Source organism: Ferrovibrio sp. (assembly GCF_035304305.1).
Classification (GTDB): domain Bacteria; phylum Pseudomonadota; class Alphaproteobacteria; order Ferrovibrionales; family Ferrovibrionaceae; genus Ferrovibrio.
The window spans coordinates 1-25,463 of sequence record NZ_DATGQG010000019.1 but is presented as its reverse complement, the minus strand read 5'-3'; the positions used below and the strand labels follow the sequence as shown (position 1 = coordinate 25,463).

The 25,463-nt window shown below is 66.3% G+C and carries 26 protein-coding genes; 14 read left to right on the top strand and 12 right to left on the bottom strand.

The window, feature by feature from the left end:
• The 6 genes from VKZ87_RS01955 to VKZ87_RS01930 all read right to left on the bottom strand — a co-directional run.
• Nucleotides 1-272: DUF4112 domain-containing protein (locus tag VKZ87_RS01955; RefSeq protein WP_324219557.1), on the bottom strand; the 272-nt coding region annotated here is incomplete at its 3' end.
• A gap of 148 nt (nt 273-420) precedes the next feature.
• Nucleotides 421-1,512 (bottom strand): hypothetical protein, encoded by a 1,092-nt coding sequence (locus tag VKZ87_RS01950; RefSeq protein WP_324219556.1) that lies wholly within the window; start codon nt 1,510-1,512, stop codon nt 421-423.
• A 24-nt stretch (nt 1,513-1,536) separates the two neighbouring features.
• Nucleotides 1,537-2,421 carry a hypothetical protein gene (locus VKZ87_RS01945; protein ID WP_324219555.1) on the bottom strand — a complete coding sequence of 295 codons (885 nt, stop codon included), beginning with the start codon at nt 2,419-2,421 and terminating at the stop codon, nt 1,537-1,539.
• Nucleotides 2,422-2,563: 142 nt separating this feature from the next.
• On the bottom strand, nt 2,564-2,869 hold the full coding sequence (locus VKZ87_RS01940) for a hypothetical protein (RefSeq protein WP_324219554.1): 306 nt from the start codon (nt 2,867-2,869) through the stop codon (nt 2,564-2,566).
• A 42-nt stretch (nt 2,870-2,911) separates the two neighbouring features.
• Nucleotides 2,912-4,402: an AAA family ATPase gene (locus VKZ87_RS01935; RefSeq protein ID WP_324219553.1), complete on the bottom strand. Its 1,491-nt coding sequence runs from the start codon at nt 4,400-4,402 to the stop codon at nt 2,912-2,914.
• Between the two features lie 63 nt (nt 4,403-4,465).
• The gene (locus VKZ87_RS01930) at nt 4,466-6,487 is read right to left on the bottom strand and encodes a protein meaA (RefSeq protein WP_324219552.1); all 2,022 of its coding nucleotides are present in this window, start codon (nt 6,485-6,487) and stop codon (nt 4,466-4,468) included.
• Between the two features lie 237 nt (nt 6,488-6,724).
• Here VKZ87_RS01930 and ccrA point away from each other — a divergent pair, with 237 nt between their 5' ends.
• Nucleotides 6,725-8,038, top strand: coding sequence for a crotonyl-CoA carboxylase/reductase (gene ccrA, locus VKZ87_RS01925; RefSeq protein WP_324219551.1), 1,314 nt, complete (start codon nt 6,725-6,727; stop codon nt 8,036-8,038).
• Nucleotides 8,039-8,118: 80 nt separating this feature from the next.
• Nucleotides 8,119-9,822, top strand: a complete 1,704-nt coding sequence (locus VKZ87_RS01920) for an acyl-CoA dehydrogenase family protein (RefSeq protein WP_324219550.1) — start codon at nt 8,119-8,121, stop codon at nt 9,820-9,822.
• An 8-nt stretch (nt 9,823-9,830) separates the two neighbouring features.
• Here the strand turns inward: VKZ87_RS01920 and VKZ87_RS01915 are convergent, their stop codons facing one another.
• The gene (locus tag VKZ87_RS01915; protein WP_324219549.1) at nt 9,831-10,769 is read right to left on the bottom strand and encodes a threonine/serine dehydratase; all 939 of its coding nucleotides are present in this window, start codon (nt 10,767-10,769) and stop codon (nt 9,831-9,833) included.
• 64 nt (nt 10,770-10,833) lie between these two features.
• Here VKZ87_RS01915 and VKZ87_RS01910 point away from each other — a divergent pair, with 64 nt between their 5' ends.
• From VKZ87_RS01910 to VKZ87_RS01875, 8 genes are all read left to right on the top strand, one after another.
• The gene (locus tag VKZ87_RS01910; protein WP_324219548.1) at nt 10,834-11,133 is read left to right on the top strand and encodes a metalloregulator ArsR/SmtB family transcription factor; all 300 of its coding nucleotides are present in this window, start codon (nt 10,834-10,836) and stop codon (nt 11,131-11,133) included.
• 69 nt (nt 11,134-11,202) lie between these two features.
• The gene (locus tag VKZ87_RS01905) at nt 11,203-11,400 is read left to right on the top strand and encodes a twin transmembrane helix small protein (protein ID WP_324219547.1); all 198 of its coding nucleotides are present in this window, start codon (nt 11,203-11,205) and stop codon (nt 11,398-11,400) included.
• Between the two features lie 7 nt (nt 11,401-11,407).
• Nucleotides 11,408-11,998 carry a cob(I)yrinic acid a,c-diamide adenosyltransferase gene (locus tag VKZ87_RS01900; RefSeq protein WP_324219546.1) on the top strand — a complete coding sequence of 197 codons (591 nt, stop codon included), beginning with the start codon at nt 11,408-11,410 and terminating at the stop codon, nt 11,996-11,998.
• Nucleotides 11,999-12,174: 176 nt separating this feature from the next.
• A complete protein-coding gene (locus VKZ87_RS01895; protein WP_324219545.1) occupies nt 12,175-13,521 on the top strand; it encodes a flagellar hook-basal body complex protein in 1,347 nt (448 codons plus the stop codon).
• Between the two features lie 93 nt (nt 13,522-13,614).
• Nucleotides 13,615-15,015: a flagellar hook-associated protein FlgK gene (flgK, locus tag VKZ87_RS01890; protein WP_324219544.1), complete on the top strand. Its 1,401-nt coding sequence runs from the start codon at nt 13,615-13,617 to the stop codon at nt 15,013-15,015.
• 3 nt (nt 15,016-15,018) lie between these two features.
• The gene (locus VKZ87_RS01885; RefSeq protein ID WP_324219543.1) at nt 15,019-16,059 is read left to right on the top strand and encodes a flagellin; all 1,041 of its coding nucleotides are present in this window, start codon (nt 15,019-15,021) and stop codon (nt 16,057-16,059) included.
• Between the two features lie 94 nt (nt 16,060-16,153).
• Complete coding sequence (gene cysS, locus VKZ87_RS01880) at nt 16,154-17,536, top strand: cysteine--tRNA ligase (RefSeq protein ID WP_324219558.1); 1,383 nt, start codon at nt 16,154-16,156, stop codon at nt 17,534-17,536.
• Between the two features lie 9 nt (nt 17,537-17,545).
• Nucleotides 17,546-17,971, top strand: coding sequence for a SufE family protein (locus VKZ87_RS01875; RefSeq protein WP_324219542.1), 426 nt, complete (start codon nt 17,546-17,548; stop codon nt 17,969-17,971).
• Here VKZ87_RS01875 and VKZ87_RS01870 read toward each other — a convergent pair.
• Nucleotides 17,968-18,408 carry an iron-sulfur cluster assembly scaffold protein gene (locus VKZ87_RS01870; protein ID WP_324219541.1) on the bottom strand — a complete coding sequence of 147 codons (441 nt, stop codon included), beginning with the start codon at nt 18,406-18,408 and terminating at the stop codon, nt 17,968-17,970. The genes VKZ87_RS01875 and VKZ87_RS01870 overlap by 4 nt on opposite strands.
• 111 nt (nt 18,409-18,519) lie before the next feature.
• Between VKZ87_RS01870 and hisI the strand changes: the two genes are divergently transcribed.
• Nucleotides 18,520-18,984, top strand: coding sequence for a phosphoribosyl-AMP cyclohydrolase (hisI, locus tag VKZ87_RS01865; RefSeq protein WP_324219540.1), 465 nt, complete (start codon nt 18,520-18,522; stop codon nt 18,982-18,984).
• A 16-nt stretch (nt 18,985-19,000) separates the two neighbouring features.
• Here hisI and glp read toward each other — a convergent pair whose 3' ends face one another.
• From glp to VKZ87_RS01850, 3 genes are read right to left on the bottom strand one after another with little or no spacing between them, the layout of a single operon-like run.
• Nucleotides 19,001-20,257, bottom strand: a complete 1,257-nt coding sequence (gene glp, locus VKZ87_RS01860) for a gephyrin-like molybdotransferase Glp (RefSeq protein WP_324219539.1) — start codon at nt 20,255-20,257, stop codon at nt 19,001-19,003.
• Nucleotides 20,241-20,774: a molybdopterin-guanine dinucleotide biosynthesis protein B gene (mobB, locus tag VKZ87_RS01855; RefSeq protein ID WP_324219538.1), complete on the bottom strand. Its 534-nt coding sequence runs from the start codon at nt 20,772-20,774 to the stop codon at nt 20,241-20,243. Before mobB ends, glp begins: the two co-directional genes overlap by 17 nt.
• On the bottom strand, nt 20,771-22,762 hold the full coding sequence (locus VKZ87_RS01850) for a 4Fe-4S binding protein (RefSeq protein ID WP_324219537.1): 1,992 nt from the start codon (nt 22,760-22,762) through the stop codon (nt 20,771-20,773). Before VKZ87_RS01850 ends, mobB begins: the two co-directional genes overlap by 4 nt.
• Nucleotides 22,763-22,894: 132 nt before the next feature.
• On the opposite strand from VKZ87_RS01850, the gene VKZ87_RS01845 reads away from it, so the two are divergent.
• Both VKZ87_RS01845 and VKZ87_RS01840 read left to right on the top strand, forming a co-directional pair.
• Nucleotides 22,895-23,296: a cytochrome c family protein gene (locus VKZ87_RS01845; protein WP_324219536.1), complete on the top strand. Its 402-nt coding sequence runs from the start codon at nt 22,895-22,897 to the stop codon at nt 23,294-23,296.
• A 67-nt stretch (nt 23,297-23,363) separates the two neighbouring features.
• Nucleotides 23,364-23,507 (top strand): hypothetical protein, encoded by a 144-nt coding sequence (locus VKZ87_RS01840; RefSeq protein ID WP_324219535.1) that lies wholly within the window; start codon nt 23,364-23,366, stop codon nt 23,505-23,507.
• 5 nt (nt 23,508-23,512) lie between these two features.
• On the opposite strand, the gene VKZ87_RS01835 is transcribed toward VKZ87_RS01840, so the two are convergent.
• Complete coding sequence (locus tag VKZ87_RS01835; RefSeq protein WP_324219534.1) at nt 23,513-24,475, bottom strand: WD40 repeat domain-containing protein; 963 nt, start codon at nt 24,473-24,475, stop codon at nt 23,513-23,515.
• Nucleotides 24,476-24,637: 162 nt separating this feature from the next.
• On the opposite strand from VKZ87_RS01835, the gene VKZ87_RS01830 reads away from it, so the two are divergent.
• Nucleotides 24,638-25,246, top strand: coding sequence for a superoxide dismutase (locus VKZ87_RS01830; RefSeq protein WP_324219533.1), 609 nt, complete (start codon nt 24,638-24,640; stop codon nt 25,244-25,246).
• Nucleotides 25,247-25,463: the final 217 nt, after the last annotated feature.

The following is a 25,463-nucleotide window of genomic DNA, read 5'->3' as shown; positions in this document are numbered from 1 at the left end:
ACATTGCCGGCCATGCGCAGCAGAATGTTGCCGGGCACGCCGAGGCGATGCGCCTCCCAGATCAGGTAGCCGGCGAGGCCCTTGGCGGTGAGCAGGCCGACACCGGGCACCACATTCAGCGCGGCATCGAGGCCGACGCGGATCCCGGTGCCGGGAATGCGGACGGCGCTGTCAAGCAGATGCGCCAGCGTCTCAAGGCGGCGGCGCGCCTCGGCATTACGCTCCGAACGGTAGCCGTATGTCTGATGGAACTGGGCGGAAGCAGCAGGCATTCAGATCTCCCAGGATCGGGGCAACAGCCCGTCAGGTGGAAGAGTCCGACATCACGGCCGCTGTTTCCTGAAAGCAGCCGCCAGAGGGGCCCGGACCCGGTTTCATGCAGATTGGGACTGCCGGCCCCGGTTTCAAGACGGCCGGACGTCAGTCAAGGGTCGTGAAACTCGCATTCCCCAGACCGGTGCCGATGGTCAGCACGCCCCAGTGCTTCGCCTCGCGCATGCGGCTCACCTCGCTCAGCCCCTGCACCACCGCGTCGTTATGCAGGATCACGCGGGTTTTCTCGCCACTGACATAGGGCATCCGTTCGCGCACCGCCTCGGGCAGATGGAAACCCTTCGCTTCCCAGTTGCCGGGCAGATTCTGGGTGCCGTTCTCGATGCCGCCATCTTCCGCGATGCGGCCGGGGCAGCCGATGCCGATGATCGGCGCGAGTTTCAGCTTGCGGTCCTCGGCATGGCCGACCAGCAGGCGCAGCATACCGCCGAGATGATCCAGCGCCTCGTCGCGCTTCGGCTTGTCCTCGCGATGGCGCCAGAGTTCCCATTCGGCAACCTTCGCCGCGCTGAAATCCTTCGCCCTGTCGCGGTTCAGCAGCACGATGCCGCTGCGGATGTTGGAGCCGCCGATATCCACGGCGATGAAGCTGTCGTAATCCTCGAAGGCATCCCGCGGCAGCAGCTGCACGCAGCCGATCATCCCGCCGGCATCGGGATGATGATGCAGCGGCGTCAGGTCGATCTCGATCCCGTCGCCGCGCAGGATCATCTCGGTGCGCGATATCGCGAGCTCGCCGACCCGGCTGCGCCGCAGCCCGCCGCCGACCACCACGCGACTCACCTTCTTCCAGCTTTTGTGATCCAGATAGCGCCGCACCACGGCGGCAAGGTTCTGGGAGAATTCCTCGACCGCGCTGTGGATGATGGCGGCCTGGTCGGCATCGCCCTCGGTCAGCAGGCGGTCCCATTCCTTCTTCTTCAGTTCGGCGGCGCGCACATCGCCGAGGGCATCCTCGGCCATGTCGCCGGCCTCGTCCTGCACCTTGTCGAGCAGGGCGCGGAAGGCGCGCCCGCTGGCGCGGTCGCCGATATAGCCCTTGCCGTCCCTGATTTCGAGATTGTAGCTCTCGACCCTTACGCAGGGCAGTTCATCCGCACCGTGAACGATGTCCTCCTGCCGCAATCCCCCGTTCTTCCTTGCCGCTTCCTTCGTTGGCGCATCCGCATTCTTCGGCAATGTCGTCCCTCGCGTCCGGTTCCGTCAGGAATAACGGAGTTGCAGCACCAGACGTTCCCGCTTGCGCGGCACCAGCACCTTGTGGAAGGCGGCAGGGTCCTCGAGGAAACCGTAACCGGCGCCGCCCTCGATGACGATCTGGGCGGCCTCGCCGTAATGCGCCAAAACCCGCCCCTCGGGCTGGAAGCTGGAGGAGAAGATCATCGGCAGGCTCTTGATGCGGTGCGACCGCGCCATGGCGACATGCGCGCCGCTCTCGCGATCGGCCGGGGTAATGTAGAAGAACACGTAGAGCGCGCGCGTCGGCTCGATGTCGTAGTGGAAGTCCACCGTCTGGCCGTTTTCGCGGCGCTCCTCGTCGGACAGGTCGGAAACCGGGCTCCAGTACAGCCGCGTCTTCACCTGCTTCGGCGCGTAGCCCAGATAGCGGCGGGAGACGTCCGCCAGCAGCGGATCGGCCGCCACCCGGTCGATCGCCTCGCAGGGCAGCGCGCAGTTGACATCGGCGACAGCCACTGGCGCGCCCAGGGGCGAACGGCCGTTGCAGACCTCCGCGATCAGGAAGCGTTCGGGATCATGCGGATGACGGGAACAGAAGGTCTCCTCGGCGAAGCGGCGGATCTCTGCCACCAGGTCTTCCGGCAGCTGCAGCCCCTGCCAGTACCCGTTCTCGCGCAACTGACGAATGCAGGCTGAAACATCCGCCATCTCGAAGACGGAACCCTCCCGGCTCTGCCGCAGATGCCGCGAGATGTCGGGCCGGTAGAGATGCCGGTGCGTCTCCTGCATTGTGCGGCTCCGCTTCAGGCGACGGAAGATCGCCGAAATCTCCATCCACAACCGGAAGCGGTTGAGGATGCGGTAGAGCGGAATCCGGCGGACGCGGACAGCAGACAGAGAAGAAAACAAACAGGCCTCCAGCGGGAAAGCTGAGCAACACACGACGTATACGGAGGTTTCCGTATCCGGTTGTATTCCTCATCCCGATTTACCGGAGGCACGTCCTCCCAGTTGTGTTTTGCCCGTGGCGTATCCCGGACGCTGCAGGTCCTTACTGTGTCTCGGTCCGGCGCAGCAGGGTCAGCAGAAGATAGGCCAGAACGGCGAAGCCGAGCGCCGGCAGGCCGATATTGAAGAAGACGTAATCCCAGTTGAGATCGCAGGTATAGGGTACGTCGCCGCCACGGCTCATGTCGATCGGCAGGGTGCCGCCCGTGCCTTCCACCCGCGTGCACATGCCCTGAGGCTCGTTGCCCAGGCTGCGCAGCAGCAGGATGCCGATCAGCACGACCGGAACGGCGATGCCGGCGGCAAGGCTGACCGCGATACGTCCGGCGATGGTGGCTGGCGCTTTCATCCGCATCGATACCCGCACTGGAACTGGGAGCCGCAGCCTAGATCAGCTTGCCGCTGCCGTCAGCAGCCGGATCGCCGCGCCGGCGACCTGATCGGGCCCGCCGGAAGCATCCACGCGATGCCAGTCCTGCGGCGCCGTCAGCGACTGATGCTGCCAGCGTGCCACCTCGGCGGTCGCGTCCGATGCGTCATTGCGCCGGCTGCTGATCCGGGCTGCCAGCGTGGCGAGCGGCGCTTCGAGCCAGAGACCGAGAAAACCGGCGCCGCATTCCCGGGCGAGCGCCTCGGCGGCCTGGCGCTCGGCCGCCTGGCCGAAGACGGCATCGAGGATCACCGTGCTTCCGCCGCGCAGCAGCAGGGCGGCGCGATCCAGCATCGCGTCATAGGTCCTGCGGCTGGCCTCCTGCGTGTAGCTGTCCGCCGGCAGGCGCTGCAGCGGATCGATGCCCTGCAGTCTCTTCCGGATCACGTCGCTGCGCAGGATCACCGCTCCGCAGGCGCCATGCGCCTCCGGGGCCAGCCGGCGCGCCACGGTGGTCTTGCCGGTTCCGGAGAACCCGGCAACGACCGCCAGCAACGGCCGGCTATGCGCGAGGACGGTCAGCGCCAGCGCGAGATAGCGCCGCGCCTCCGGCCAGGAGTCTTCCTTCAGGCCCGCGATATGGCAGCGGATCGCCGCCCGTACCGCGATGAACAGCGGCAGCAGCGCGGCGCCTTCGTAATCGCCGCTGACCTCCAGATAGCGGTTGAGGCAGCGGTTGGCGAGATCGCGGCGGCCGTGATGCAGCAGGTCCATCAGCAGGAACGCGACATCATACATCGTATCGATACAGGCGAGACGGTCGTCGAATTCCAGGCAGTCGAACAGCACGGGCGCGTTGCCGATCAAGGCGATGTTGCGCAGATGCAGGTCGCCATGGCAGCGCCGCACCATGCCGCGCTGCTGCCGCGCCTGCAGCAGCGCGCGCCGCCGGGCCATTTCATCCGACAGCGCCGCCTCGAAGGCCGCACGCTGGTCCTGCGGCAGCGCCCGTTGATCCAGCCGGGCGAAAGCTTCGGCATTCAGCTTCAGCGCCAGCGACACGGGCTCCTCGTCGGCCTCCCCTGCCGGTTCGGCCACCGCGTGGAAGCGGGCAATCGCTTCGGCGAGCGCCTCCATGTGATCGGCGGAAAGGCCGCCGTCCTTCACGAGGATATCGAATGTCCGGCTGGCGTCGAAACGGCGCATCTCGACCAGCCAGTCGACGGGCTCACCGCTTCCGCCGATACAGAGTCTGCCGTCGGCAGAGCGGCAGACCCGACGGGCGCCAAGGTAGAGTTCGGGGGCCGTGCGCCGGTTCAGTGCCACCTCGCGCTCGCAGGCGATGCGGCGCAGCTCGCGCGTCGAGAAATTGACATAAGGCAGCCGCACCGCTTTCTTGAGCTTCCAGGCGCGATCGCCGCACAGGAAGACTTTCGAGATATGGGTCTCGATCACCGCGTCGGGCGGCGGATCGAAAAGCTGGGCGATATCGGCCGGGTTGTCCTCAATCATGCGGACAGTCTACTGCCGCGGCCGTCCGCGGCATTGACCCAGCGCAAGAGGATCGTGCGGACCTCAGGCGGCCTGCGACCAGCTGCGATCGACCAGGGCGACGATCGCCCGCATGATCGCGGTCAGGTCGTAATCCTTGGGCGTGAAGACCCCGGCGATGCCGGCAGCCTTCAGGCGCCTCTCGTCCTCGGGCGGAATGATGCCGCCAACGACGACCGGCACGTCGCCGATCCCCTCGGCGCGCATGCGCTCGATCACCTCGGTGGCCAGTTCGACATGGCTGCCCGAGAGGATCGACAGGCCGACCAGATGCACGCCCTCTTCCAGCGCGGCGGCGACGATCTGCTCCGGCGTCAGGCGGATGCCCTCGTAGACCACTTCCATGCCGCAGTCGCGCGCCTTCACGGCAATCTGCTCTGCCCCGTTGGAATGGCCGTCCAGTCCCGGCTTGCCGACCAGCAGCTTCACCGGCCGGCCGAGCCGCTGCGCGACCGCCTTCACCTCGGCCCGCAGTTCGTCCATGCCATCATCGACCAGCGCCGTGCCGGCGGCGCCGACGCCGGTCGGCGCGCGGTATTCGCCGAAGACCTTGCGGAGCGTCGCCGCCCATTCGCCGGTGGTGACGCCGGCTTTCGCCGCATTGATGCTCGGTTCCATGATGTTGCGGTTCTCGCGCGCCGCCGCTTCGAGCTCGGCCAGCACCTTCTCCACGGCTTTCGCGTCCCGCTGGGCGCGCCACTGCTTCAGCCGCTCGATCTGCTCGGCCTCCGCCGCCGGGTCGACCGTCATAATCGCGCCGCCTTCGCCGGCAACCAGCGGCGAGGGTGCGCTTTCGGTGAATTTGTTGACGCCGACGACGGTGATCTCGCCGGTCTCGATACCGCGCACGCGGGCGGTGTTGCTCTCGACCAGCGCCTGCTTGAGATAGCCGCTTTCGACCGCCGGAATGACGCCGCCCATGTCCTCGATGCGCTTCAGTTCGGCGCGGGCGGCATTCTTCAGTTCCGTCACCTTCGCCTCGATGGCCGGATTGCCGTCGAAGATGTCGTCATATTCCAGCAGGTCGGTCTCGTAGGCGACGATCTGCTGCAGGCGCAGCGACCATTGCTGGTCCCAGGGGCGCGGCAGGCCGAGCGCCTCGTTCCAGGCCGGCAGCTGCACGGCGCGGGCGCGGGCCTTCTTCGACAGCACCACGGCCAGCATCTCGAGCAGGATGCGGTAGACGTTGTTCTCCGGCTGCGGCTCGGTGAGACCCAGCGAATTCACCTGCACGCCGTAGCGGAACAGCAGCGCCTTCGGATCGGTGACGCCGTAACGCTCGCGGCCGATCTCCTCCCAGAGATCGACGAAGGCGCGCATCTTGCAGATTTCGGTGACGAAGCGGATGCCGGCATTGACGAAGAAGCTGATCCGGCCAAAGGCCTGGGCGAAATCCTCCGGCGGCACCTGGCCCGAGGCCTTTACCGCATCCAGCACGGCAACGGCGGTCGCCAGCGCGTAAGCCAGCTCCTGCACCGGAGTGGCGCCGGCTTCCTGCAGATGGTAGCTGCAGACATTGGTAGGATTCCACTTCGGCATCTCGCGGTAGGTGAAGGCGATCACGTCGGTGATCAGCCGCATCGAGGCCGCCGGCGGAAAGATATACGTGCCGCGCGAGAGATATTCCTTGATGATGTCGTTCTGCACCGTGCCGGCCAGTTCGGCGCGCTTCGCGCCCTGCTCCTCGGCGACGGCGATATACAGCGCCAGCAGCCAGGCGGCCGGCGCGTTGATCGTCATCGAGGTGTTCATCCGGGCCAGCGGGATCTGGTCGAACAGCACCCGCATGTCGCCCAGATGGCTGACCGGCACGCCGACCTTGCCCACTTCTCCCCGCGCCAGGACGTGGTCGCTGTCGTAGCCGGTCTGGGTCGGCAGGTCGAAGGCGACGGAAAGGCCGGTCTGCCCGCGGCCGAGGTTCGTCCGGTAAAGCTCGTTCGACGCCCGGGCCGAGGAATGCCCCGAATACGTGCGGAACAACCAGGGCTTTTCGCGGTTGCGAGACAAGGAGCTTAGTTTCTGGCCGGAATCGCGAGTCGCGGACATAATTTTATTCCGTGTCAAGTTGACGTAGGGATATTATGTTTCCCCTTGCGGAGGTTGAAAGAAATAACATAACCTCCGCTGCATTGCAAAACGATCTTGCCGTCTTTACGCATTTGCAAAAGGATAGCAGGCATCGGGCAAAACAACAGCGTTTTTCGGCCCGCCCCGGGCTGATCACACCGGGAGCAGGCTGCGAAACACAGAATTCATCTCGTCAGGGAAGCCAAGGAGTTTCGCATGTCCAACCCCGTCGGATCGGTAGTCGCGCTGCAGACCAGCAACGGTGTCCAGGCCAAGGGCGGCTACAAGGACCTCTACGAGGTCGGCGAAATCCCGCCGCTCGGCCATGTGCCGAAGCAGATGTACGCCTGGGCGATCCGGCGCGACCGCCACGGGCCGCCGGAGCAGTCGATGCAGCTGGAAGTGCTGCCGACCCCGGAAATCGATGCCGACGAGGTGCTGATCCTCGTGATGGCCGCAGGCGTCAACTACAACGGCGTCTGGGCGGGCCTGGGCGTGCCGATCTCGCCCTTCGACGTGCACAAGGCCGAATACCACATCGCCGGCTCGGATGCCGCGGGCATCGTCTACAAGGTCGGCCGCCGCGTGAAGCGCTGGAAGGTCGGCGACGAAGTGGTCGTCCACTGCAACCAGGATGACGGCGACGACGAGGAGTGCAACGGCGGCGATCCCATGAATTCGCCGACCCAGCGCATCTGGGGTTACGAGACGCCGGACGGCAGCTTCGCCCAGTTCGCCCGCGTTCAGTCGCGCCAGCTGATGCCGCGGCCGAAGCACCTGACCTGGGAAGAGAGTGCCTGCTACACGCTGACGCTGGCCACCGCCTACCGCATGCTGTTCGGCCATCGTCCGCATATCCTGCGGCCGGGCCAGAACGTGCTGGTCTGGGGCGCTGCCGGCGGCCTCGGCTCGATGGCGATCCAGCTCATCGCCACCGCGGGCGCCAACGCGATCGGCATTATTTCCGACGACAGCAAGCGCGACTTCGTCATGAGCCTCGGCGCCAAGGGCGTCATCAACCGCAACGACTTCGACTGCTGGGGCCAGCTGCCGCCGGTGCTGGATGCCGAGAAATACGGCGCCTACATGAAGAAGGTGCGCGAGTTCGGCAAGGCGATCTGGGAGATCACCGGCAAGGGCAACGACGTCGATTTCGTCTTCGAGCATCCCGGCGAGCAGACCTTCCCGGTCTCCTGCTTCGTGGTGAAGCGCGGCGGCATGGTGGTCTTCTGCGCCGGCACCACCGGCTACAACCTGACCTTCGACGCCCGCTTCGTGTGGATGCGCCAGAAGCGCATCCAGGGCAGCCATTTCGCCAACCTGCTGCAGGCCAGCCAGGCCAACCAGCTGGTGATCGAACGGCGCATCGATCCCTGCATGTCGGAGGTCTTCGCCTGGGCCGACATTCCGCGCGCCCATACCAAGATGTGGAAGAATCAGCACAAGCCGGGCAACATGGCTGTGCTGGTCAGCGCCAAGGTTCCGGGCCTGCGCACCATCGAGGACGCGATCGAGGCGGGCAACAGCTAGCCTCCCGACACCGTCCGGTATTTCCTCATGGGCCGGCAGGAGCGATCCTGCCGGCCGATTTGCCAATCCGAGATCACACCATGTCTGCCGCAGCCAAACCCGCTCCCACCCGTGAAACCCTGCTGATCAACGACCTGCTGCCGACCTGTTCGGCGGCACTGAAAGCGGCCGAGCAGCTGCTGGGCAGCGCGACGGCGTCGGTGGCGCAGCTGGTGCGCGGCGCCGATGGACAGATCGATTCCGCCAGGCTCGAGCAAGAGCAGTTCGCCGCCCACGGGCTCGCCTGGCTGGCGACCTACGTCGCCACGCTGAAGGAGACGCTGCACTGGGCCGAGCGACTGCAGCAGGACGGCCGGCTGCGCGAACTGGAAATGCTGATCCTGCAGGCCGGCTTCGGCGAGTATCTGGCGCAGATGGCGGGCGGCATTGCCATGAGCCAGGTCGAGGTCTGCCGCCTGGCCGATCTCGGGATCACGGATGACGCCCAGCGTGCGTTCCGCAACGCCGCCCCGGTGGACAGCCTGATCCGCGGCGGCAATACCAGCGACGTCCGCAGCCGCATCGCCGCGCTGATCCGCGACGGCCTCTCGACCGGCGACTTCGGCGAGCTGGGCCTCGACGAGACCATGACCATGGTGCGCGAGCAGTTCCGCCGCTTCGGCGAGGACAAGGTGGCGCCCTTTGCCCATGACTGGCACCGCAAGGACGAATTCATTCCGATGGAGATCGTCCAGGAGATGGCCGAACTCGGCGTCTTCGGCCTGACCATTCCGGAGGAATACGGCGGCCATGGCCTCGGCAAGATGGCGATGTGTGTTGTCTCCGAGGAACTGAGCCGCGCCTATATCGGTGTCGGCTCGCTCGGCACCCGCGCCGAGATCGCCGCCGAGCTGATCCTGCGCGGCGGCACGGAAGAGCAGAAGAAGAAATGGCTGCCGAAGCTGGCTTCCGGCGAAACGCTGCCGACCGCTGTCTTCACCGAGCCGAATACCGGTTCCGATCTCGGCAGCCTGCGCACGCGCGCGGTGAGGGATGGCGACGTTTACAGGATCACCGGCAACAAGACCTGGATCACCCATGCCGCGCGCACCGACCTGATGACCCTGCTGGCGCGCACCGATCCCAGCGAGAAGGGCTACAAGGGCCTGTCCATGTTCCTCGCCGAGAAGCCGCGCGGCGACGATTCCAATCCCTTCCCTGCCAAGGGCATGACCGGCGGCGAGATCGAGGTGCTCGGTTATCGCGGCATGAAGGAATACGAGATCGGCTTCGACGATTTCGAGGTGAAGGCGGAGAACCTGCTGGGCCAGCGCGAGGGCCAGGGCTTCAAGCAGCTGATGGAGACATTCGAATCCGCCCGCATCCAGACGGGCGCCCGCGCGCTCGGCGTGGCGCAATGCGCGCTCGAGCTCGGGCTGAAATACGCGCTTGAGCGCGTGCAGTTCGGCAAGCCGATCTACAGCTTCCCGCGCGTGCACGGCAAGATCGCCTGGATGGCGGTGGAGACCATGCTGGCGCGGCAGCTCTGCTATTATGCCGCGCGCGAGAAGGATCAGGGCCGCCGCTGCGATCTCGAGGCCGGCATGGCCAAGCTGCTCGCCGCGCGCATCGCCTGGGCCAATGCCGACAATGCGCTGCAGGTGCATGGCGGCAACGGCTATGCCGAGGAATATCCGATCAGCCGCGTGCTCTGCGATGCCCGCATCCTGAACATCTTCGAGGGTGCCGCCGAGATCCAGGCGCAGGTAATCGCCCGCCGTCTGCTGGAGCAGCGCAACGGCTGATCGCCGGGCTAGATGAAATCCGTCGTCGTCGGGTTGCCGCCGCAGACGAGCACGGCGACGCGTTCGTTGCGTTCCGGCCGGTAGGCGCCGCTGAGCAGCGCCGCGAAGGCGGCCGCGCCGCCCGGCTCGGCAACCAGTCGCAGTTTGTCCCACAGCGTCACCTGCGCGGCGCGGATCGCGTCGTCCGGCACCAGGACGGATTCGGCAACATGTTTCTGCGCGATCGGGAACATCAGGCTGCCGATCTGCTTCGGCGCCAGCGAGTCGGCGGCAATGCCGCCGGCCGGGGCCTCCACCGGCCTGCCGGCCTTCAGCGCCATGTTGAGCGTCGGTGCCGCTTCGGGCTCGACGGCGACGACCTTTACCCGGCCGGCATACCAGGCCGCGATGCCGCCGATCAGCCCGCCGCCGCCGACGGCCACCAGCAGCGTCTCGACATCGGGATCCTGCTCCTCCAGCTCCAGGCCAACGCCGCCCTGGCCCAGCAGCGTTTCCGGCTGGTCGTAGGCATGCACCGCCATGGCGCCGCTGTCCCGCAGCCAGGCTTCCGAGGCCGCCAGCGCATCGGCATAGCGGTCGCCGCCCACCACCAGATCGGCGCCGTAGCTTCTGATCCGGGCGATCTTCATCGGTGCGGCAATGCTGGGGACGAAGATCTTGGCCGGCTTGCCGAGGACCATCGCGGCATAGGCCACCGCCGCCCCGTGATTGCCACCCGAGGCCGCCACCACCCCCGCCGGGGACACCGGGCGGCGCAGCAGGTTGGCGAAGGCGCCACGCACCTTGAAGGACCCGGAATGCTGCAGCAGTTCCAGCTTCAGCCGGAGCTGCGCCACCGGAAGGCCGAAATCGGCACCCGCGACCGCGATCACCGGCGTGCGGCGGACATGGGGTGCGACCAGCCTCGCCGTCTCGGCAATCCCCGCCCGATCGATCTGCACTGCCATGTGGCCCTCTCCGCTGAATCCAAATCGCCTTGACTTATAATTAGAATATTGGCTAATTAGCAATATGTCTCCGTTGCCTGCCCTGCGCGCCCTGGCCAACGAAAAGCGCCTCGCCATCCTGGAATGGCTGCGAGACCCGGAAGCGCATTTCCGGCCCCAGACCGACGGCGATCTGGTGAAGGACGGCGTCTGCGGCCTGCTGATCGCCGAAAAGCTGGGCGTCAGCCAGCCCACCGCCAGCGAGCATCTGAAGATCCTGGCCCAGGCCGGGCTGATCAGGGCAAAGCGGATCAGGCAATGGACCTTCTACCGCCGCGACGAGGCGGGCATCGCCGGCCTGCGGCAGGTCCTGCGCGATCTCTGATTTGCGGCAGATTGCCGCCGGGGCCGGCCGCGGTTGGACCCGGGCCCCGGCACGCTATATCCTCCGCCCATGCAGAATATCGTCCAGGCCCTGATTCCGGTCTTCGCCGTTGCCACCTTCCTGGTGCTCTGCGTGGGCATCTTCGCCCTGTTCCGCGGCGGACGGTTCAATCGCTCCTATTCCAACCTGCTGATGCGCTGGCGCATTCTGCTGCAATTCATCGCCATCATCCTGATCGGCGTGGCCACCTTCGTCTTCCGCTCCTGAGCAGCCCATGGTCAAACTTGACAGGATCTATACCCGCGGCGGCGACAAGGGCATGACCTCGCTGGGCAACGGCGAGCGGGTGCCCAAGCATGACCTGCGCGTCGAGGCCTATGGCGCCGTCGACGAGGCGAATGCCGCGATCGGGCTGGCGCGCCTGCACGTGGCGGCGCTGGGCGATATCGGCGCCGATCTCGATGCCATGCTGTCGCGCATCCAGAACGACCTGTTCGATCTGGGCGCGGATCTCTCCACCCCGGAGCAGGAAGAGGACAGCCGCCGCCGGCCGGCCCTGCGGGTCGCCCAGGTCCAGGTGGACCGCCTGGAAGCGGAAATCGATGCCATGAATGCCCGGCTCAAGCCGCTGACCTCCTTCGTGCTGCCGGGCGGCACGCCGGCGGCCGCCTATCTCCATCTGGCCCGCACCATCACCCGGCGGGCCGAGCGGCTGGTCACCGCGCTGCAGGAAGCCGAGCCGGTCAACCCTGCGGCGCTGGCCTATATCAACCGCCTGTCCGACCATCTTTTCGTCGCCTCGCGCCATGCCAACCGGGATGGCGAGGCCGACATTCTCTGGGTTCCCGGCCTCAATCGCGGCTAGGTCCGCCCCGGCAAAAACTGCCGGGCGGAATCCCCCGCCGGCGTCGACCGGCAGAAGTTGCCAGCCGTTTCCGGCAGCAGATCCGAGGAAAATCAAAGAATTACCGTCCTGCCGGAAACTGGCACGCGGCTTGCTCCTCCACTGGCAAATCGGTCTACCAGCCAGGAGGCAGTGTTATGTCCATCAGTGGTTCCATGCAGACGGCGATCACCGGCCTGACCGGCCAGTCGACCGCGATCAGCTACATCTCCGACAACGTCGCGAATGCGGGCACCATCGGCTACAAGAAGGTGGAATCGCGCTTCCAGACGCTGATCACCAATTCCAGCGCCCAGGCGAACACCCACTCGCCCGGCGGCGCCCTGAACCAGCCCTTCTTCGCCAATAACGCCCAGGGCGCGATCCAGCAGGTCTCGTCCACGACCTCCATCGCGCTGGTTGGCGGCGGCTTCATCCCGGTCTCGAAGAAGAACGGCAACGACCAGGCGACCGGTCTGCCGACCTTCGAGACGACCTCCTATTACACCCGCGTTGGCGACTTCAACCAGAACAGCGACGGCTACCTGGTTAACTCGTCGGGCTACTTCCTGCGCGGCTGGCCAGTCGATCCGGTCACCGGTGTGGTCGACAGCTCGGCGACCGAGGAAGTCCGCGTGTCCAACCTGCTCGACGCGCCAGTCGCCACCAGCGTGGTTGACTACGCCGCCAACCTGCCTTCCAACGTGACCGACAGCTCGGGCGGCCTGCCGGCCACCCTGCCGGCCAGCTCGATCCAGATCTTCGACGCGCTGGGCAACGCCCGCACGCTGAACCTCGAATGGATCCGCATCGGCACCAACATGTGGACTCTGGAGGTCACCGCGCCCGGTGGCGGCGCCGGCGGTACGACCGCCGCCGTTCTCGGCCCCGCGACGGTGACGTTCGGCGGTACGGTCGGCGGTGTCGCAACGCCCGGCACGATCTCCGATCTGCAGAGCGTCGGCGGCCTGACGGCGTCGGCGCCGGGCCTGAACGACGATGCGTCCTTCACCTTCGACCTCGATTACGGCTCCGGCACCCAGACCGTCCGCCTCGACCTGGGCTCCTACGGCAACTCGATCGGCACCACGCAGTATGCCGGCGACACGCTGACACTGAACAACTTCAGTCAGAACGGCGTGCCTCAGGGCAACTTCAAGAGCCTGACCATCGACCAGGACGGCTACGTCTCGGTCACCTTCGACAACGGCAACGTCAAGCAGTTCTACCAGATACCCGTGGCCAAATTCCGGGATCCGACCGAACTGGACCGCGTCGCCGGCAACGCCTTCGTCGAAACGCCGAATTCCGGTTCCGCCGTCCTGTCGCAATCCGGCTCAAGCGGCGCGGGCGACTATGTCTCGGCGGCGGTGGAAGGCTCCAACGTCGATATCGCGGAGGAATTCTCCAAGCTGATCGTCGCGCAGCGCACCTACTCGGCCAATGCCAGGCTGATCACGGCCTCCGACGAACTGCTGCAGGAGACCATCAATATCCGCCGCTAACTGACCTGAGCGCCGGGCGGCCCAGCCGCCCGGTACTCCACACGTCCGCGCGGCGCAGCATGCGCCGCCGGTTGCAGCGAAGGAAACCAAGGCATGTCCCTGAGTGCCGCCCTCAACGTCGCCGTCACCGGCCTTCAGACCCTGCAGCAGCAGACCCGTCTGGTTTCCGGCAACGTTTCCAACGCGCAGAACCCCCATTACAGCCGCAAGGTCGCGGCCCTCACCACGCCCGTGGCCGAGGGCCTGCCACAGGGCCCGCTGGTCGCCAGCGTCACCCGCCTCGCCAATGCCGAACTGCGCCAGGATCTCTATGAGGCCACGGCCGATTTCGGCCGGCTGCAGAAGCAGCTGGATTACTCGCGCGGGCTGGCGGAAACGCTGGACGCGATGAACACCACCGGCGGGCAGCCGGTCCTGCTGGCGATGCTGACCCGCTTCGAGGATGCCTGGAAGCAGCTGGAAGCGACGCCGGAGAATCTCGACCTGCGCAACCAGGTCGTGCTCCGCGGCCAGGAACTGACTGCAGAAATCCGCCGGCTCAACGGCCTGCAGTCGCAGCTCCTGACCCGCGGCCGCGAGGCCATCGAGCTCGACATCCAGGACATCAATGCGGCCAGCATCGAGATTGCGAAGCTGAATACCCAGATCGCCTCGCAAAGGGCCGGCGGCGCGCCCACCGGCGACCTCGAAGATCTGCGCGATGCCGAGGTGGCCAGGCTGGCCGACAAGGTCGGCATCCGCACCATCACCAACGACCGCGGCGAACTGTTCGTCTATACCGAAGGCGGCGTGCAGATCGTCGGCACGGTCGCGCAGCAGTTCGAGTACGATACGCTGACCAACGAAATCCGGAATGTCGGCGGCACGCATGTGCTGAACGACGGCTTCCTCGACGGCTCGATCCGCGCCTCCCTGGACTATCTGGATGACAGCGCGACGGCGCTGGCAAGCTCCGACCCCAACCGCGGCATGCTGGCGAAATACTTCAACCAGCTGGACTCCTTCGCGGCCAACCTCGTCACCGTCGTGAACACCGCCTATGGCGGGCCGCCGGACTTCTTCGCCACTCCGACGGCCGACTTCGAGGCCGGCGACATCATGGTGAATGCCGCCCTGACCGCCGATCCGTCCACCCTGGATGCCGCCCGGGCCGGCGCCGTGCAGCAGGCCATGCGCAACACCGTGCTGACGGCAACCGACATCAACCGCGCCAGCGACCCGAACGGCCTCGCCATCGGCAATCTCAATATCTTCGGTCTGGCCAACGCCATCCTGGCCCATCATGCGCGCAGTGCGGCGCAGAACGAGGCCAACCGCGACACGGCGGAGCGCATCGAGCATACCGTCGACCAGAAGCTGCGCAATCTCACCGGCGTCAACATCGACGACGAGCTGGCGCAGCTGCAGATCCTGACCAACAATTACGCCGCTCTTGCAAATGTGATGACCACCATCACGCAGATGTTCGACCAGCTGGTCAACATCGGGAGGTAAATCATGGTAGCCCTCGTCGGATCCACCCAGTACGCCCTGCAGCTCGATGTCACGCGCAGCATCCGGCTGCTCAATCTCGAACTCACCAGGCAGAACCAGCAGCTCGGCTCCGGCCGCATCGTCGACGGCCTGATCGGCGTTTCGGCGCGCGCCCTCGAGCTTGGCCAGCTGAAGTCGCAGCTGGGAACGGTCGAGAACTACAAGGACGCCGTTCAGTCGGTGGTCAACCGCGTCAACATCTATGCCTTCACCATCGAAGAGATCATCGACCTCGCCACCGAAGCGCAGGACACGATGATCAAGAACCGCGACCCCTTCTTCGCCGCGACCGCCGCGCCGCGCTCCCAGGCGGAGACGCTGCTCGACCGCCTCGGCAACCTGCTGCAGGTGAGGGATGGTGACCGGTTCCTGTTCGGCGGTGCCAACTACACGACCAACCCGATCAACGGCCAGCTCTCGGGACTGCCCACGGCCTATGCCGCCGGCGCCGTGCCGGGCGCCTTCACGCCGGTCACGAGCGATGCCGACTTCCCGATCGCCGGCTACGGCGCCCGGGCCAACTTTTTCCTCAACAACGGCCCGCCGTTCACGGCGGCCGTCTATGACGATTTCTTCAATACCGCCAGCACGACCCTCTATTCCGATGACGGCGAGCAGGTCAGCTACGGTGTTTCCGCCGGCGAAAGCGGCTTCCAGCGGCTGGCCGATGCGCTGATCCGCTTCCGCGACGCCACCGCGGACGTGACGGCGGCGCCGGAAACCTACCAGCTGCGCATCGACGACGCACGCGAGCAGCTGAACACGGCCATCACCGAGCTGAAGTCGATTGCCTCGCGCAACGGCTACAAGCAGCAGCAGCTCAGGGAAATCCAGGAGCGGCACAACCGCAGCCTCGACGTGCTGAAGACGCGCATCGGCAGCATCGAGAATGCCGACATCGCCGAGGTCTCGGTCAACATCAAGAACCTGCAGACCTCGCTGGAAGCCAGCTACGTGATCACCCGCGACAGCCTGCAGCTCTCACTGGTCAACTTCCTGCGCTGAGGGGCTTTTTTAGGGGAATCCCGCCGCCGCCGGCATCCTGCCGGTTGCGCCGGGCGCCCCGTCCCCTATATTTCCGGCCGGGACAGACTTGGCCATGCAAATTCAGCTCTACAATACGCTCACCCGGCAGAAGGAAGTCTTCGTTCCGCGCGATCCGCAGCGGGTGACGATGTATGTCTGCGGCCCCACCGTCTACAACTACGCCCATATCGGCAACGCGCGGCCGGCCGTTGTCTTCGACACCCTGTTCCGGCTGCTGCAGAAGACTTTCCCGAAGGTCGTCTACGCCCGCAACGTCACCGACGTCGATGACAAGATCAACGCCGCGGCCAGGGCGCAGAACGTGCCGATCGGCGCCATCACCGAGAAATATCTCGCGGTCTATCACGACGACATGGGCGCGCTCGGCGTTCTGCCGCCCGTGATCGAGCCGAAGGTCACCGAGCATATCGGGGCGATCATCGGCATGATCGAACGCCTGATCGCCAACGGCCATGCCTATGTTGCCGAAGGCCATGTGCTGTTCAACGTGCCGTCCTTTCCGGCTTACGGCCAGCTGTCGCGCCGTGACCGCGACGACATGATCGCCGGTGCGCGTGTCGATGTCGCACCCTACAAGCGCGACCCCGCCGATTTCGTGCTGTGGAAGCCCTCGCCGCCCGAGCTGCCCGGCTGGGATTCGCCCTGGGGGCGCGGCCGTCCCGGCTGGCATATCGAATGCTCGGCGATGATAGAGAAGAGCTTCGGTCCCGAGACCATCGACATCCATGGCGGCGGCCACGACCTGATCTTCCCGCATCATGAGAACGAGATTGCCCAGAGCACCTGCGCCCGCAACGGCGCGCTGTTCTGCCGCTACTGGATGCATAACGGTTTCGTCAACGTCGATGCCGAAAAGATGTCGAAGTCGCTGGGCAACGTGCTGCTGGTCCATGACCTGCTGAAACAGGCACCCGGCGAGGCGATCCGGCTCGCGCTGCTCTCGGCGCATTACCGCCAGCCGCTCGACTGGACCGATGCGGCCCTGAAGGAGGCGAAGGCGCAGCTCGACCGGCTCTATCGCGCGCTCGACTCCCTGCGCGATGTCGAAGCCGAACCCGGCGAAGCGCCGGAGGCCTTCGTCGCGGCGCTGGCCGACGACCTGAACACCCCGAAGGCGATGGCCGAACTGCACCATCTCGCCGGTCTGGCCAACAAGGCGACCGATCCCGCCGAACGGCGCCGGCTGAAATCGGAGCTGCTCGCCGCCGGCTGGCTGATGGGCCTGCTGCAGCAGGACCCCGCCGCCTGGCTCAGGGGCGCCGGTACGGGCGTGGCGGTCGATGCCGCCGAGATCGAGGCACTGATCGCCGCCCGCAAGGACGCCCGCGCCCGCAAGGACTGGGCCGAATCCGACCGCATCCGGAACGATCTGGCGGCCCGCGGCATTCTGCTGGAAGACAAGGGTGGCGAGACGTCCTGGCGCGTCGCGTCATGAGGCAGGCTGATGAGTGAAGACATCCGCAAGGTTCAGGAAGAGATCGTCGAGGACTTCTCGGTTTTTGACGACTGGATGGACCGCTACAAATTCCTCATCGATCTCGGCCGCGGCCTGCCGCCCTATCCGGACGAACTGCGGACCGACGAATGGCGGGTCAAGGGCTGCATCAACCGCGCCTGGCTGCATGGCGAGGCGCGCGATGGCCGGGTCTATTACCAGGCTTCCAGCGAGTCCGAGATCGTGGCCGGACTGATCGCGCTGCTGCTCAAGGTCTATTCCGGCCGCACGCCGCGCGAGATCGTCGACAATCCGCCGGATTTCCTGCAGCGCATCGGCGTGTGGGAAAACATCACGTCGAACCGGATCAACGGCCTCAACGGCATGATCGCCCTGATCCAGAATGTCGCGAAGAGCGAACTGAAGGCCGCCTAGGCCTTTTTCTGCCCGGCCTCGATCTGGTCGATCGCCTTCACTACGGCCTCGAAGGGCAGCAGCACGGCGTTATGGCGCGCCTTGTGCTCGCGGACCGGGATCAGCACTTCCAGATCGGCGAAGGCATCGCCCGGCGGCGGGCCGTTTTCCTTCAGCATCGCGCGCATCGTCTCGGCCAGCCGGCGCAAGGTCGCCGTATCCTGTCCGATGATCGTCCGCCCCAGGATGGACGCCGCCGCCTGGCCCAGCGCGCAGGCCCGCACCTGCTGGCCATAGGCCGTCACCCTGCCGTCGGTCAGCTTGAGATCCACGGTGATCCGGCTGCCGCAGAGCGGGCTGTGATGGGTGACCGTGGCATCGGGATCCGCCAGGCGCTCGGTCTGGCCGATATGTGCCGCAAAATTAAGGATTTTGTCGTTGTACAGGGCGTTCAGCATGGCATCCCGGGCGGCTCGGCTTGATGCTCGGGCCACCCGACGATATATAACGGCCCGTCACGCAAGAGCAATCCGGGCCGCCACCCGCCGCCCGCCGCCAGGAGTAACCCCGTGTTCGCCAAGCGCATTTCCGTGGAACAGGTCGAGGAAGGCAACGAGCTGGCGCCGAAATTCGACGCCGACGGCCTGCTGCCCTGTGTCACCACGGACGCCGACAGCGGCGAAGTGCTGATGCTGGGCTACATGAACGAGGAAGCCCTGCGGCGCACCATCGAGACCGGCGAGGCCCATTATTACAGCCGCAGCCGCAAGGTGCTGTGGCACAAGGGCGCCACCTCGGGCCTCGTGCAGAAGGTCGTCGAGCTGCGCATCGACGACGACCAGGACGCGGTCTGGCTGCGGGTGAAGATCCCGGGCGACGCCTCCTGCCATGTCGGCTACCGCTCCTGCTTCTACCGCTCGGTGCCCACCGGCCAGGCCGGCGACAAGCCGGTCGAGCTGAAGTTCGAGGAGACCGAGAAGACTTTCGATCCGAAGGCGGTCTACGGCGACGCGCCGAACCCGACCATTCTCTGACGCCCGATCCCGACGTTCAGAGCCCCAGTGCCGCGTAAGGGTAAAACCGCACCGGTGCGCCGGGCTCGAGGCGCTGCATTTCCTCCGGCAGTTCGACAAGGCCATCGGTCCGGGTCAGCGAGGTGATGACCCCGGCGCCGTCGACCGGGTATTTCTCCGCCCACCAGCCGCCCGCCTCCTCGTGCAGCGACACGCGCACCCATTCGCGGCGGTCCGCCTTCTTCCTGTAGGCGAAGCCCGCCGTAACCGGAAAGCTGCGCGGCATCACCGGCGTGGCGCCGGCCAGACGCTGCAGCAGCGGCCGGGCAAAGAAGGCAAAGGTCAGCATCGCTGCCACCGGATTGCCCGGCAGGCCGAAGAAGGGCACGCGGCCGATCTGGCCGAGCGCCACCGGGCGGCCCGGCTTGATCGCCAGACGCCAGAAATGCAGCCTGCCTCCCGCCGCCTCGATCGCGGCCTTGACGTGATCCTCATCGCCTGTGGACACGCCACCCGAAGTGACGACGGCATCATGGCAGGCCGCGGCTTCGGCAAAGATTTTCGCGATCCTGTCCTGGCGATCAGGCTGGATGCCGAGATCGCGGACAATGCAGCCGCAGGATCCGAGCAGGGCCGCCAGCAACGGCCTGTTGGCATCGTAGATGCCGCCCTCAGGCAGCGGACCGCCGGGCTCATGCACCTCGTCGCCGGTCGAGACCAGTGCCACGCGCAGGGGTTTCCGAACCGGCAGACTGCCATGGCCGGTGGCGGCCGCCAGGGCGAGATCGGCCGCATTCAGCACCCGCCCGGCAGGAATCACCGCCTCGCCCGCCCGGGCGTCCTCGCCAGCCAGCCTGCGATTGGCCCCGCGCTTGATGCCGGGCCGGATGACGACGACATCGCCCTCCAGGCTGCAGTCTTCCTGCATCATCACGGTGTCGGGGCCCGCCGGCATGACTGCACCGGTCAGGATGCGAACCGCCGTGCCGCGCGGTTGCGGGCCAGCAAAAGGATGCCCGGCCGTAGCGCGTCCCACCACCTTCAGGCGGGTCTCCGCGTCTCTGGCCAGATCCTCATGATAGACGGCATAGCCGTCGACGGCGGAATTGTCGGATGGCGGCACGGCATTGCGGGCCACCAGCGGCGTGCTCAGGGCACGGCCAAAGCAGGCCGCAAGCGGCAGGTCCTCGCTGTCGGTGACCGGCGTCAGCCGCGACAGCAGATCCTGCAGCGCCACGTCGAGACGCGTCAGCGCGCCGCCATGGGCGAAGCAATCGTCAGTCAGCTGCGCCAAGACGGGCCTCTTTGCGCCCGGCAGGCTGCCTCATCCAGCTGAGGATGAAGTCGAGCACCTGCTGCGGATTGTTGGCATCCAGGACCGGCACCGGCAGAGACGGGATCGGCGCGTCGCTGGCGACCGCGATGACATGCGGATCCTTCGGCTGCAGCATCGGCTTGCCGACCGAAGCACGCCAGACTTCGATCTTGGGATGCGGCGACGCCTTGAAGCCTTCCACCAGCACCAGATCCACCGGTGTCAGCCTGGCGACCAGTTCTTCCAGCGTCGGTTCGGCTTCGCCGCGATGCTCGTGCATGAGGGCAAACCGCTTCGCCGAACTGATCAGCACCTCGCTGGCGCCGGCATGACGGTGACGGTACGAATCCTTGCCCGGCTGGTCAATATCGAAATCATGGTGGGCATGCTTGATGGTCGAAACGCGCAGCCCTTTCCTGACCATCAGCGGGATCAGGTCTGCCAGCAACGTTGTCTTGCCCGAGCCGCTCCACCCGGCGATACCCAGAACCTTCATGAGGTCTTTTTCTCGGCCGTTTCCGCCGCGGCGCGTTCGGCAAGATAATCGTCGGTGGTGCGGACCACCGGCCGCGGCGGGCCGGCATAGGGGTCGATCCTGCTTTCGCTCTGCACGATGATCCGGCAGTCGGCGCACATGCGCAGGCGGTCGACCATCTCGCTCCGGCCGTACATCCAGTGCTTGTCCTGGAGCTGCGCGATGATCCGCTCGATCGAGGACTTCGTACCGAAAGGCTTGGCGCAGCGGATACAGTGGAACGGCTCCTCCTCCTTTACCACGCGCGGCCGCATTGCCGCGTCGGTGAAGTTCAGCCGCGGCTCCAGCGCAATCACCTTCTCCGGGCAGGTATTGCGACACAGACCGCACTGCACGCAGGCATCCTCGGTGAAGCTGAGCTGCGGCCGCTCGGCGTTGTCGCTGAGCGCGCCGGTCGGGCAGGCCGAGACGCAGGACAGACAGAGCGTGCATCCCTCGACATCGATCTGCAGGTTGCCGAACGGTGCGCCTGGCGCCAGCGCAACGGTATCGACCGGGGCCGGCGCGACCGTGTGCAGATGCCGGAAGGCCTGGCGGGCCAGGTCGCGACTGCGTCCCATCGGCAGGTAGCTGGCGCCGCTGGGACCCTCGCGGGTCTGCAATGCCGCAAGCGCTGCAGCCAGCTGATCCGGATCATCGGTCTCGATCAGGCCGACCCGGCCGCCCTCGAAGCCGAGACCGACCAGGATATTCTCCGTCAGCGCCATCTGCTGCGCCAGGCCGCCGAGATCGTCGCGGCTGCGCGCCGGCGCCAGAACGCGGACATCCGCGGCGCCATAGGCGAAGGCCGATGCGAAGAAGCTGATGCCGCATTCGCTGACGGCATGGACGGCAAAGGGCAGCACGCGCGCCGGCAAGCCGTCGCCGAACCGCGCCAGCGCGTCGATCAGCGGTGCGCCATGCCTGGCGTCATGCACCAGCACCACGGCCTGGCGCCCGCCCGCCTCGCGATAGGCCAGCAGCAGCGCGCGCAGCCGCTCGGTCAGCGTGGCGGCAGGCGGCAGACGGAAATCGGCGGCGCCCGTCGGGCAGACCGCGCCGCAATTGCCGCAACCGCCGCAGACAAAGGGATCGAAGGCGACGTGATCGCCGGCCGGCGTGATCGCGCCGGTGGGGCAGACATCGAGGCAGCGGTTGCAGCCGGTTTTCTGCGAGCGCGAATGCGCGCAGATTTCCGGATGGTATTCGACGTATTTCGGCTTCTCGAAACTGCCGACCAGATCGCTGGCCTCGAACAGGGCGCGCTGCACGGCGGCCGGATCGTCCGGGTCGGGGCGCAGATAGCCGTCGCGCTTCTCATGGGCGGGAAACAGCGGCGTACCGCCGGTGAGGTCGATGATGATGTCGCAGCGCGAACTGGCGCCGTTCCGCGCCGGGCCGAAAACCAGCGCCGCCCGCGAGGACGGCGACGGCAGCGCGTAGTCGTCGACCACCAGCTCGAAGGCGCCGAGATGACCGCGCGCGGCCGCGATGCGGCCCTGCACGATCGGCAGGTCCATGCGCGGCTGGCCCGGCACGTCCTTCGGGCGATTCAGCATGATGGTGACGTCGAGGCGGGAGCTGAGCTGCCTCGCCGCCTCGATGGCGCGCTCGTCGCGGCCGTAGATCAGCGCCACGCCCTGCGAATTCATCGTCACCGCCGGCAGCACCGGCGCCGGCACCGCGGCGGCAGCAAGCAGCGCGGCAATCTTCGGCGTGGCTGCGGCGGCTTCGGCGGACCAGCCGGCGGTTTCGCGGATATTGACGTAGGTGACCGGCGTGTCCCTGCCGCTGTCCTCGCGCTGCTCCTCGAACAGCGCGCTTTCCTGCGTGCAGGCGACCGTGAGCGGCAGGCCGGTTTCCAGCGCCCGGTGGAAACGGCCGATCTCGGCGCGGCAAAGCTGGGTGGCAACCTCGCCGCCGGCACTGGCGCCGCAGGCCTTCGCCAGCGCCTTGCCGTCCAGGGGCATGGTGTTTTCGCAATTGCACACCAGGACGTGTCGACCGTCCAACTGCATCATCGTTTCCACCCGGATGCTTTGGCGAAATAGCCAGTCCAACTATAGTGTTGCGGCATCTGGAAAACCAGCCGGGAGGCCGGATTGCGCATCGTTCCGTCCCTTGTCCTGCTGCTCTGCGCAGGCCCCGCGCTGGGGCAGCCCGCCCCGGCCAGCACCGCTCCCGAACCGCCCAGCATCGCGCGCGGCGCGGAGCTCTGGGGCAAATGCCGCGCCTGCCACACGATCGAGCCGAACGGACGCAACATCGTCGGGCCGCGGCTGCACGGAATCTTCGGCCGCACCGCCGGCACGCAGCCCGATTACCGCTATTCCGAAGCGATGAAGACCTCCGGCCTGATCTGGACCGAAGAGACCCTCGATGCCTATCTCGCCGCGACCCAGGATTTCATGCCAGGCACCAAGATGTATGGCGGGCTGGCGATTCCCCAGGACCGCGCGGACCTGATCGCCTGGCTCAGGCAGCAGGCCGGCTCCAGTCGCTGAGCGCCGCTTTGAAATGCGCGGTTTCTTCCTATATTATCAATGCAGAACAAAAATGTGGGGATGTCCGATGAAAGCCTTTATCGCCGGTGTTGTCGCAGCCCTGGTCATCGCGGTGGGCGCGGCCGTCATCCTGCAGAACAGCAACAAGACGGTCGACATGGCCTATACCACGCAGTCGGCACGGCCGACCCTGGAGATGCACCAGAACTGAGCCGCTCAGGGCCGGGACGCGATTTCCCGGCCGCTTTCCAGCGACCAGAGCTTGATCACCGTATCGTAGCCGCCGGACACGGCGCGCTTGCCGTCGGGCGTGAAGGCGACCGACCAGACCGGTTTGTCGTGGCCGGCGAACTGCAGGACCTGCCGTCCCTCGTTCAGGTCCCAGAGCCGCATCAGCCTGTCGCCGCCGCCCGACAGCGCATAGCGGCCGTCCTTCGAGATCGCCAGCGAGGTGATGAAGGCGCCATGACCGGCCAGGCTGCCGACCTCGCGCCGGGCGACCAGATCCCAGCGCTTGATCTGCCCGTCGGTGCTGCCGGTCAGCGCCGTCCGGCCATCGGGCGTCACCGCCACCGCATTCACGCTGGCGGTGTGTCCCGTCATCTGGGCCAGCTCCCTGCCGGTGGCGATGTCCCAGAGCCGCACCGAGAGATCGTAGGAGACCGTGACCAGCTGCGTGTCGTCCATGGCGAATGCAACCTGCATGACATTGGCGTCATGGCCCTCGAAGCTGCGGATCGGCTTGTTGGTCGTGAGGTCCCACAGCTTGGCCGTGCGGTCCCAGCTGGCCGAGGCGAGCCAACGGCCGTCGCGGCTCAGCGCGATGCCGGAAACGTTATTCACATGGCCGGTCAGCCGCGCGGTTTCCCGCCCGCTGGCGAGGTCCCAGCGGATGATCGCGTGATCCCAGCTGCCGGACAGCGCGCCGCGGCCGTCGGGCAGGAACAATACCGTATTGACGCTGGCGGTATGGCCGTCCAGCACCCGGAGCTCGGCCTGCTTCTCCAGATCCCACAGTCGCACGGTGTAGTCCCAGCTGGCCGAGAGCAGCTGCCGGCCGTCGGGCGAGACGGCGACGCTGTTGACCATCGCGCCATGGCCGAGCATTTCGGCCCGGCCCGGGGCGGCGAAAACGGCGAGAACAAGCGCCAGGGCAGCGGCCGGCATGCGCATGGTCATGGTGATCTCCTGGCGCTCCATCCTGCCCGATCCGCGGCCTGCAACCAATTCCGCGGCCCGGTTGTTGCGGAACTGGCCGTTTCCGGCCATTTCCTTTCTTGTCTTCGATCCTATTATAAGCGGTCTCCGACCAAGCAAACCAAACTCAAAAAGGAGTCGATTATGGGTGCCCCATTCACGATGAAACCCCTTCCCTATGCCGAAGATGCGCTGAGCCCCGTGATCAATGCGCAGACCATCGGGTTCCACTATGGCAAGCACCACACCACCTATCTCAACACGCTGAACAAGCTGCTCGAGAATGATCCGCTGAAGGACAGCTCGCTCGAGGAGATCATCAAGGCGACCGCCGGCAGCAGCGAGGCGGCCAAGAAGACGATCTTCAACAATGCCGCCCAGGTCTGGAACCATGACTTCTACTGGCAGTGCCTGAAGCCGAATGGCGGCGGCAAGCCGACCGGCCGCATCGCCGACATGATCAAGGATGCCTTCGGCGACTACGACAAGTTCAAGGCCGACTTCGCCCAGACCTGCGTCACGCAGTTCGGTTCCGGCTGGGGCTGGCTCTGCCTGGAGGGCGGCAAGCTGACCCTGCGCAAGACCGCCAATGCCGAGAACCCGCTGCACATGGACGGGGTGAAGCCGCTGCTCACCATCGACGTCTGGGAGCATGCCTATTATCTGGATTACCAGAACCGCCGCCCCGATCACGTCAATGCCGTGATCGACAAGCTGCTCAACTGGGAATTCGCCGAAAAGAATCTCGGCTGAGATTTCCGGCAACGCAAAAAGCCGACAGGCAAAAAGCAAGGGGCGGTGTTTCCACCGCCCCTTTTCCGTTTCCGGATAACCGTTCCGCGGCGGCTCAGTCGTCGCCGCCGCCACGGGCCTGCGCATCGCGGACCCAGAGGCTGTGATGCTCGCGCGCCCAGTTCACATCCACCTGGCCGCTGCCCATGGCATCGAAGGCGCCTTCCATGCCCACGGT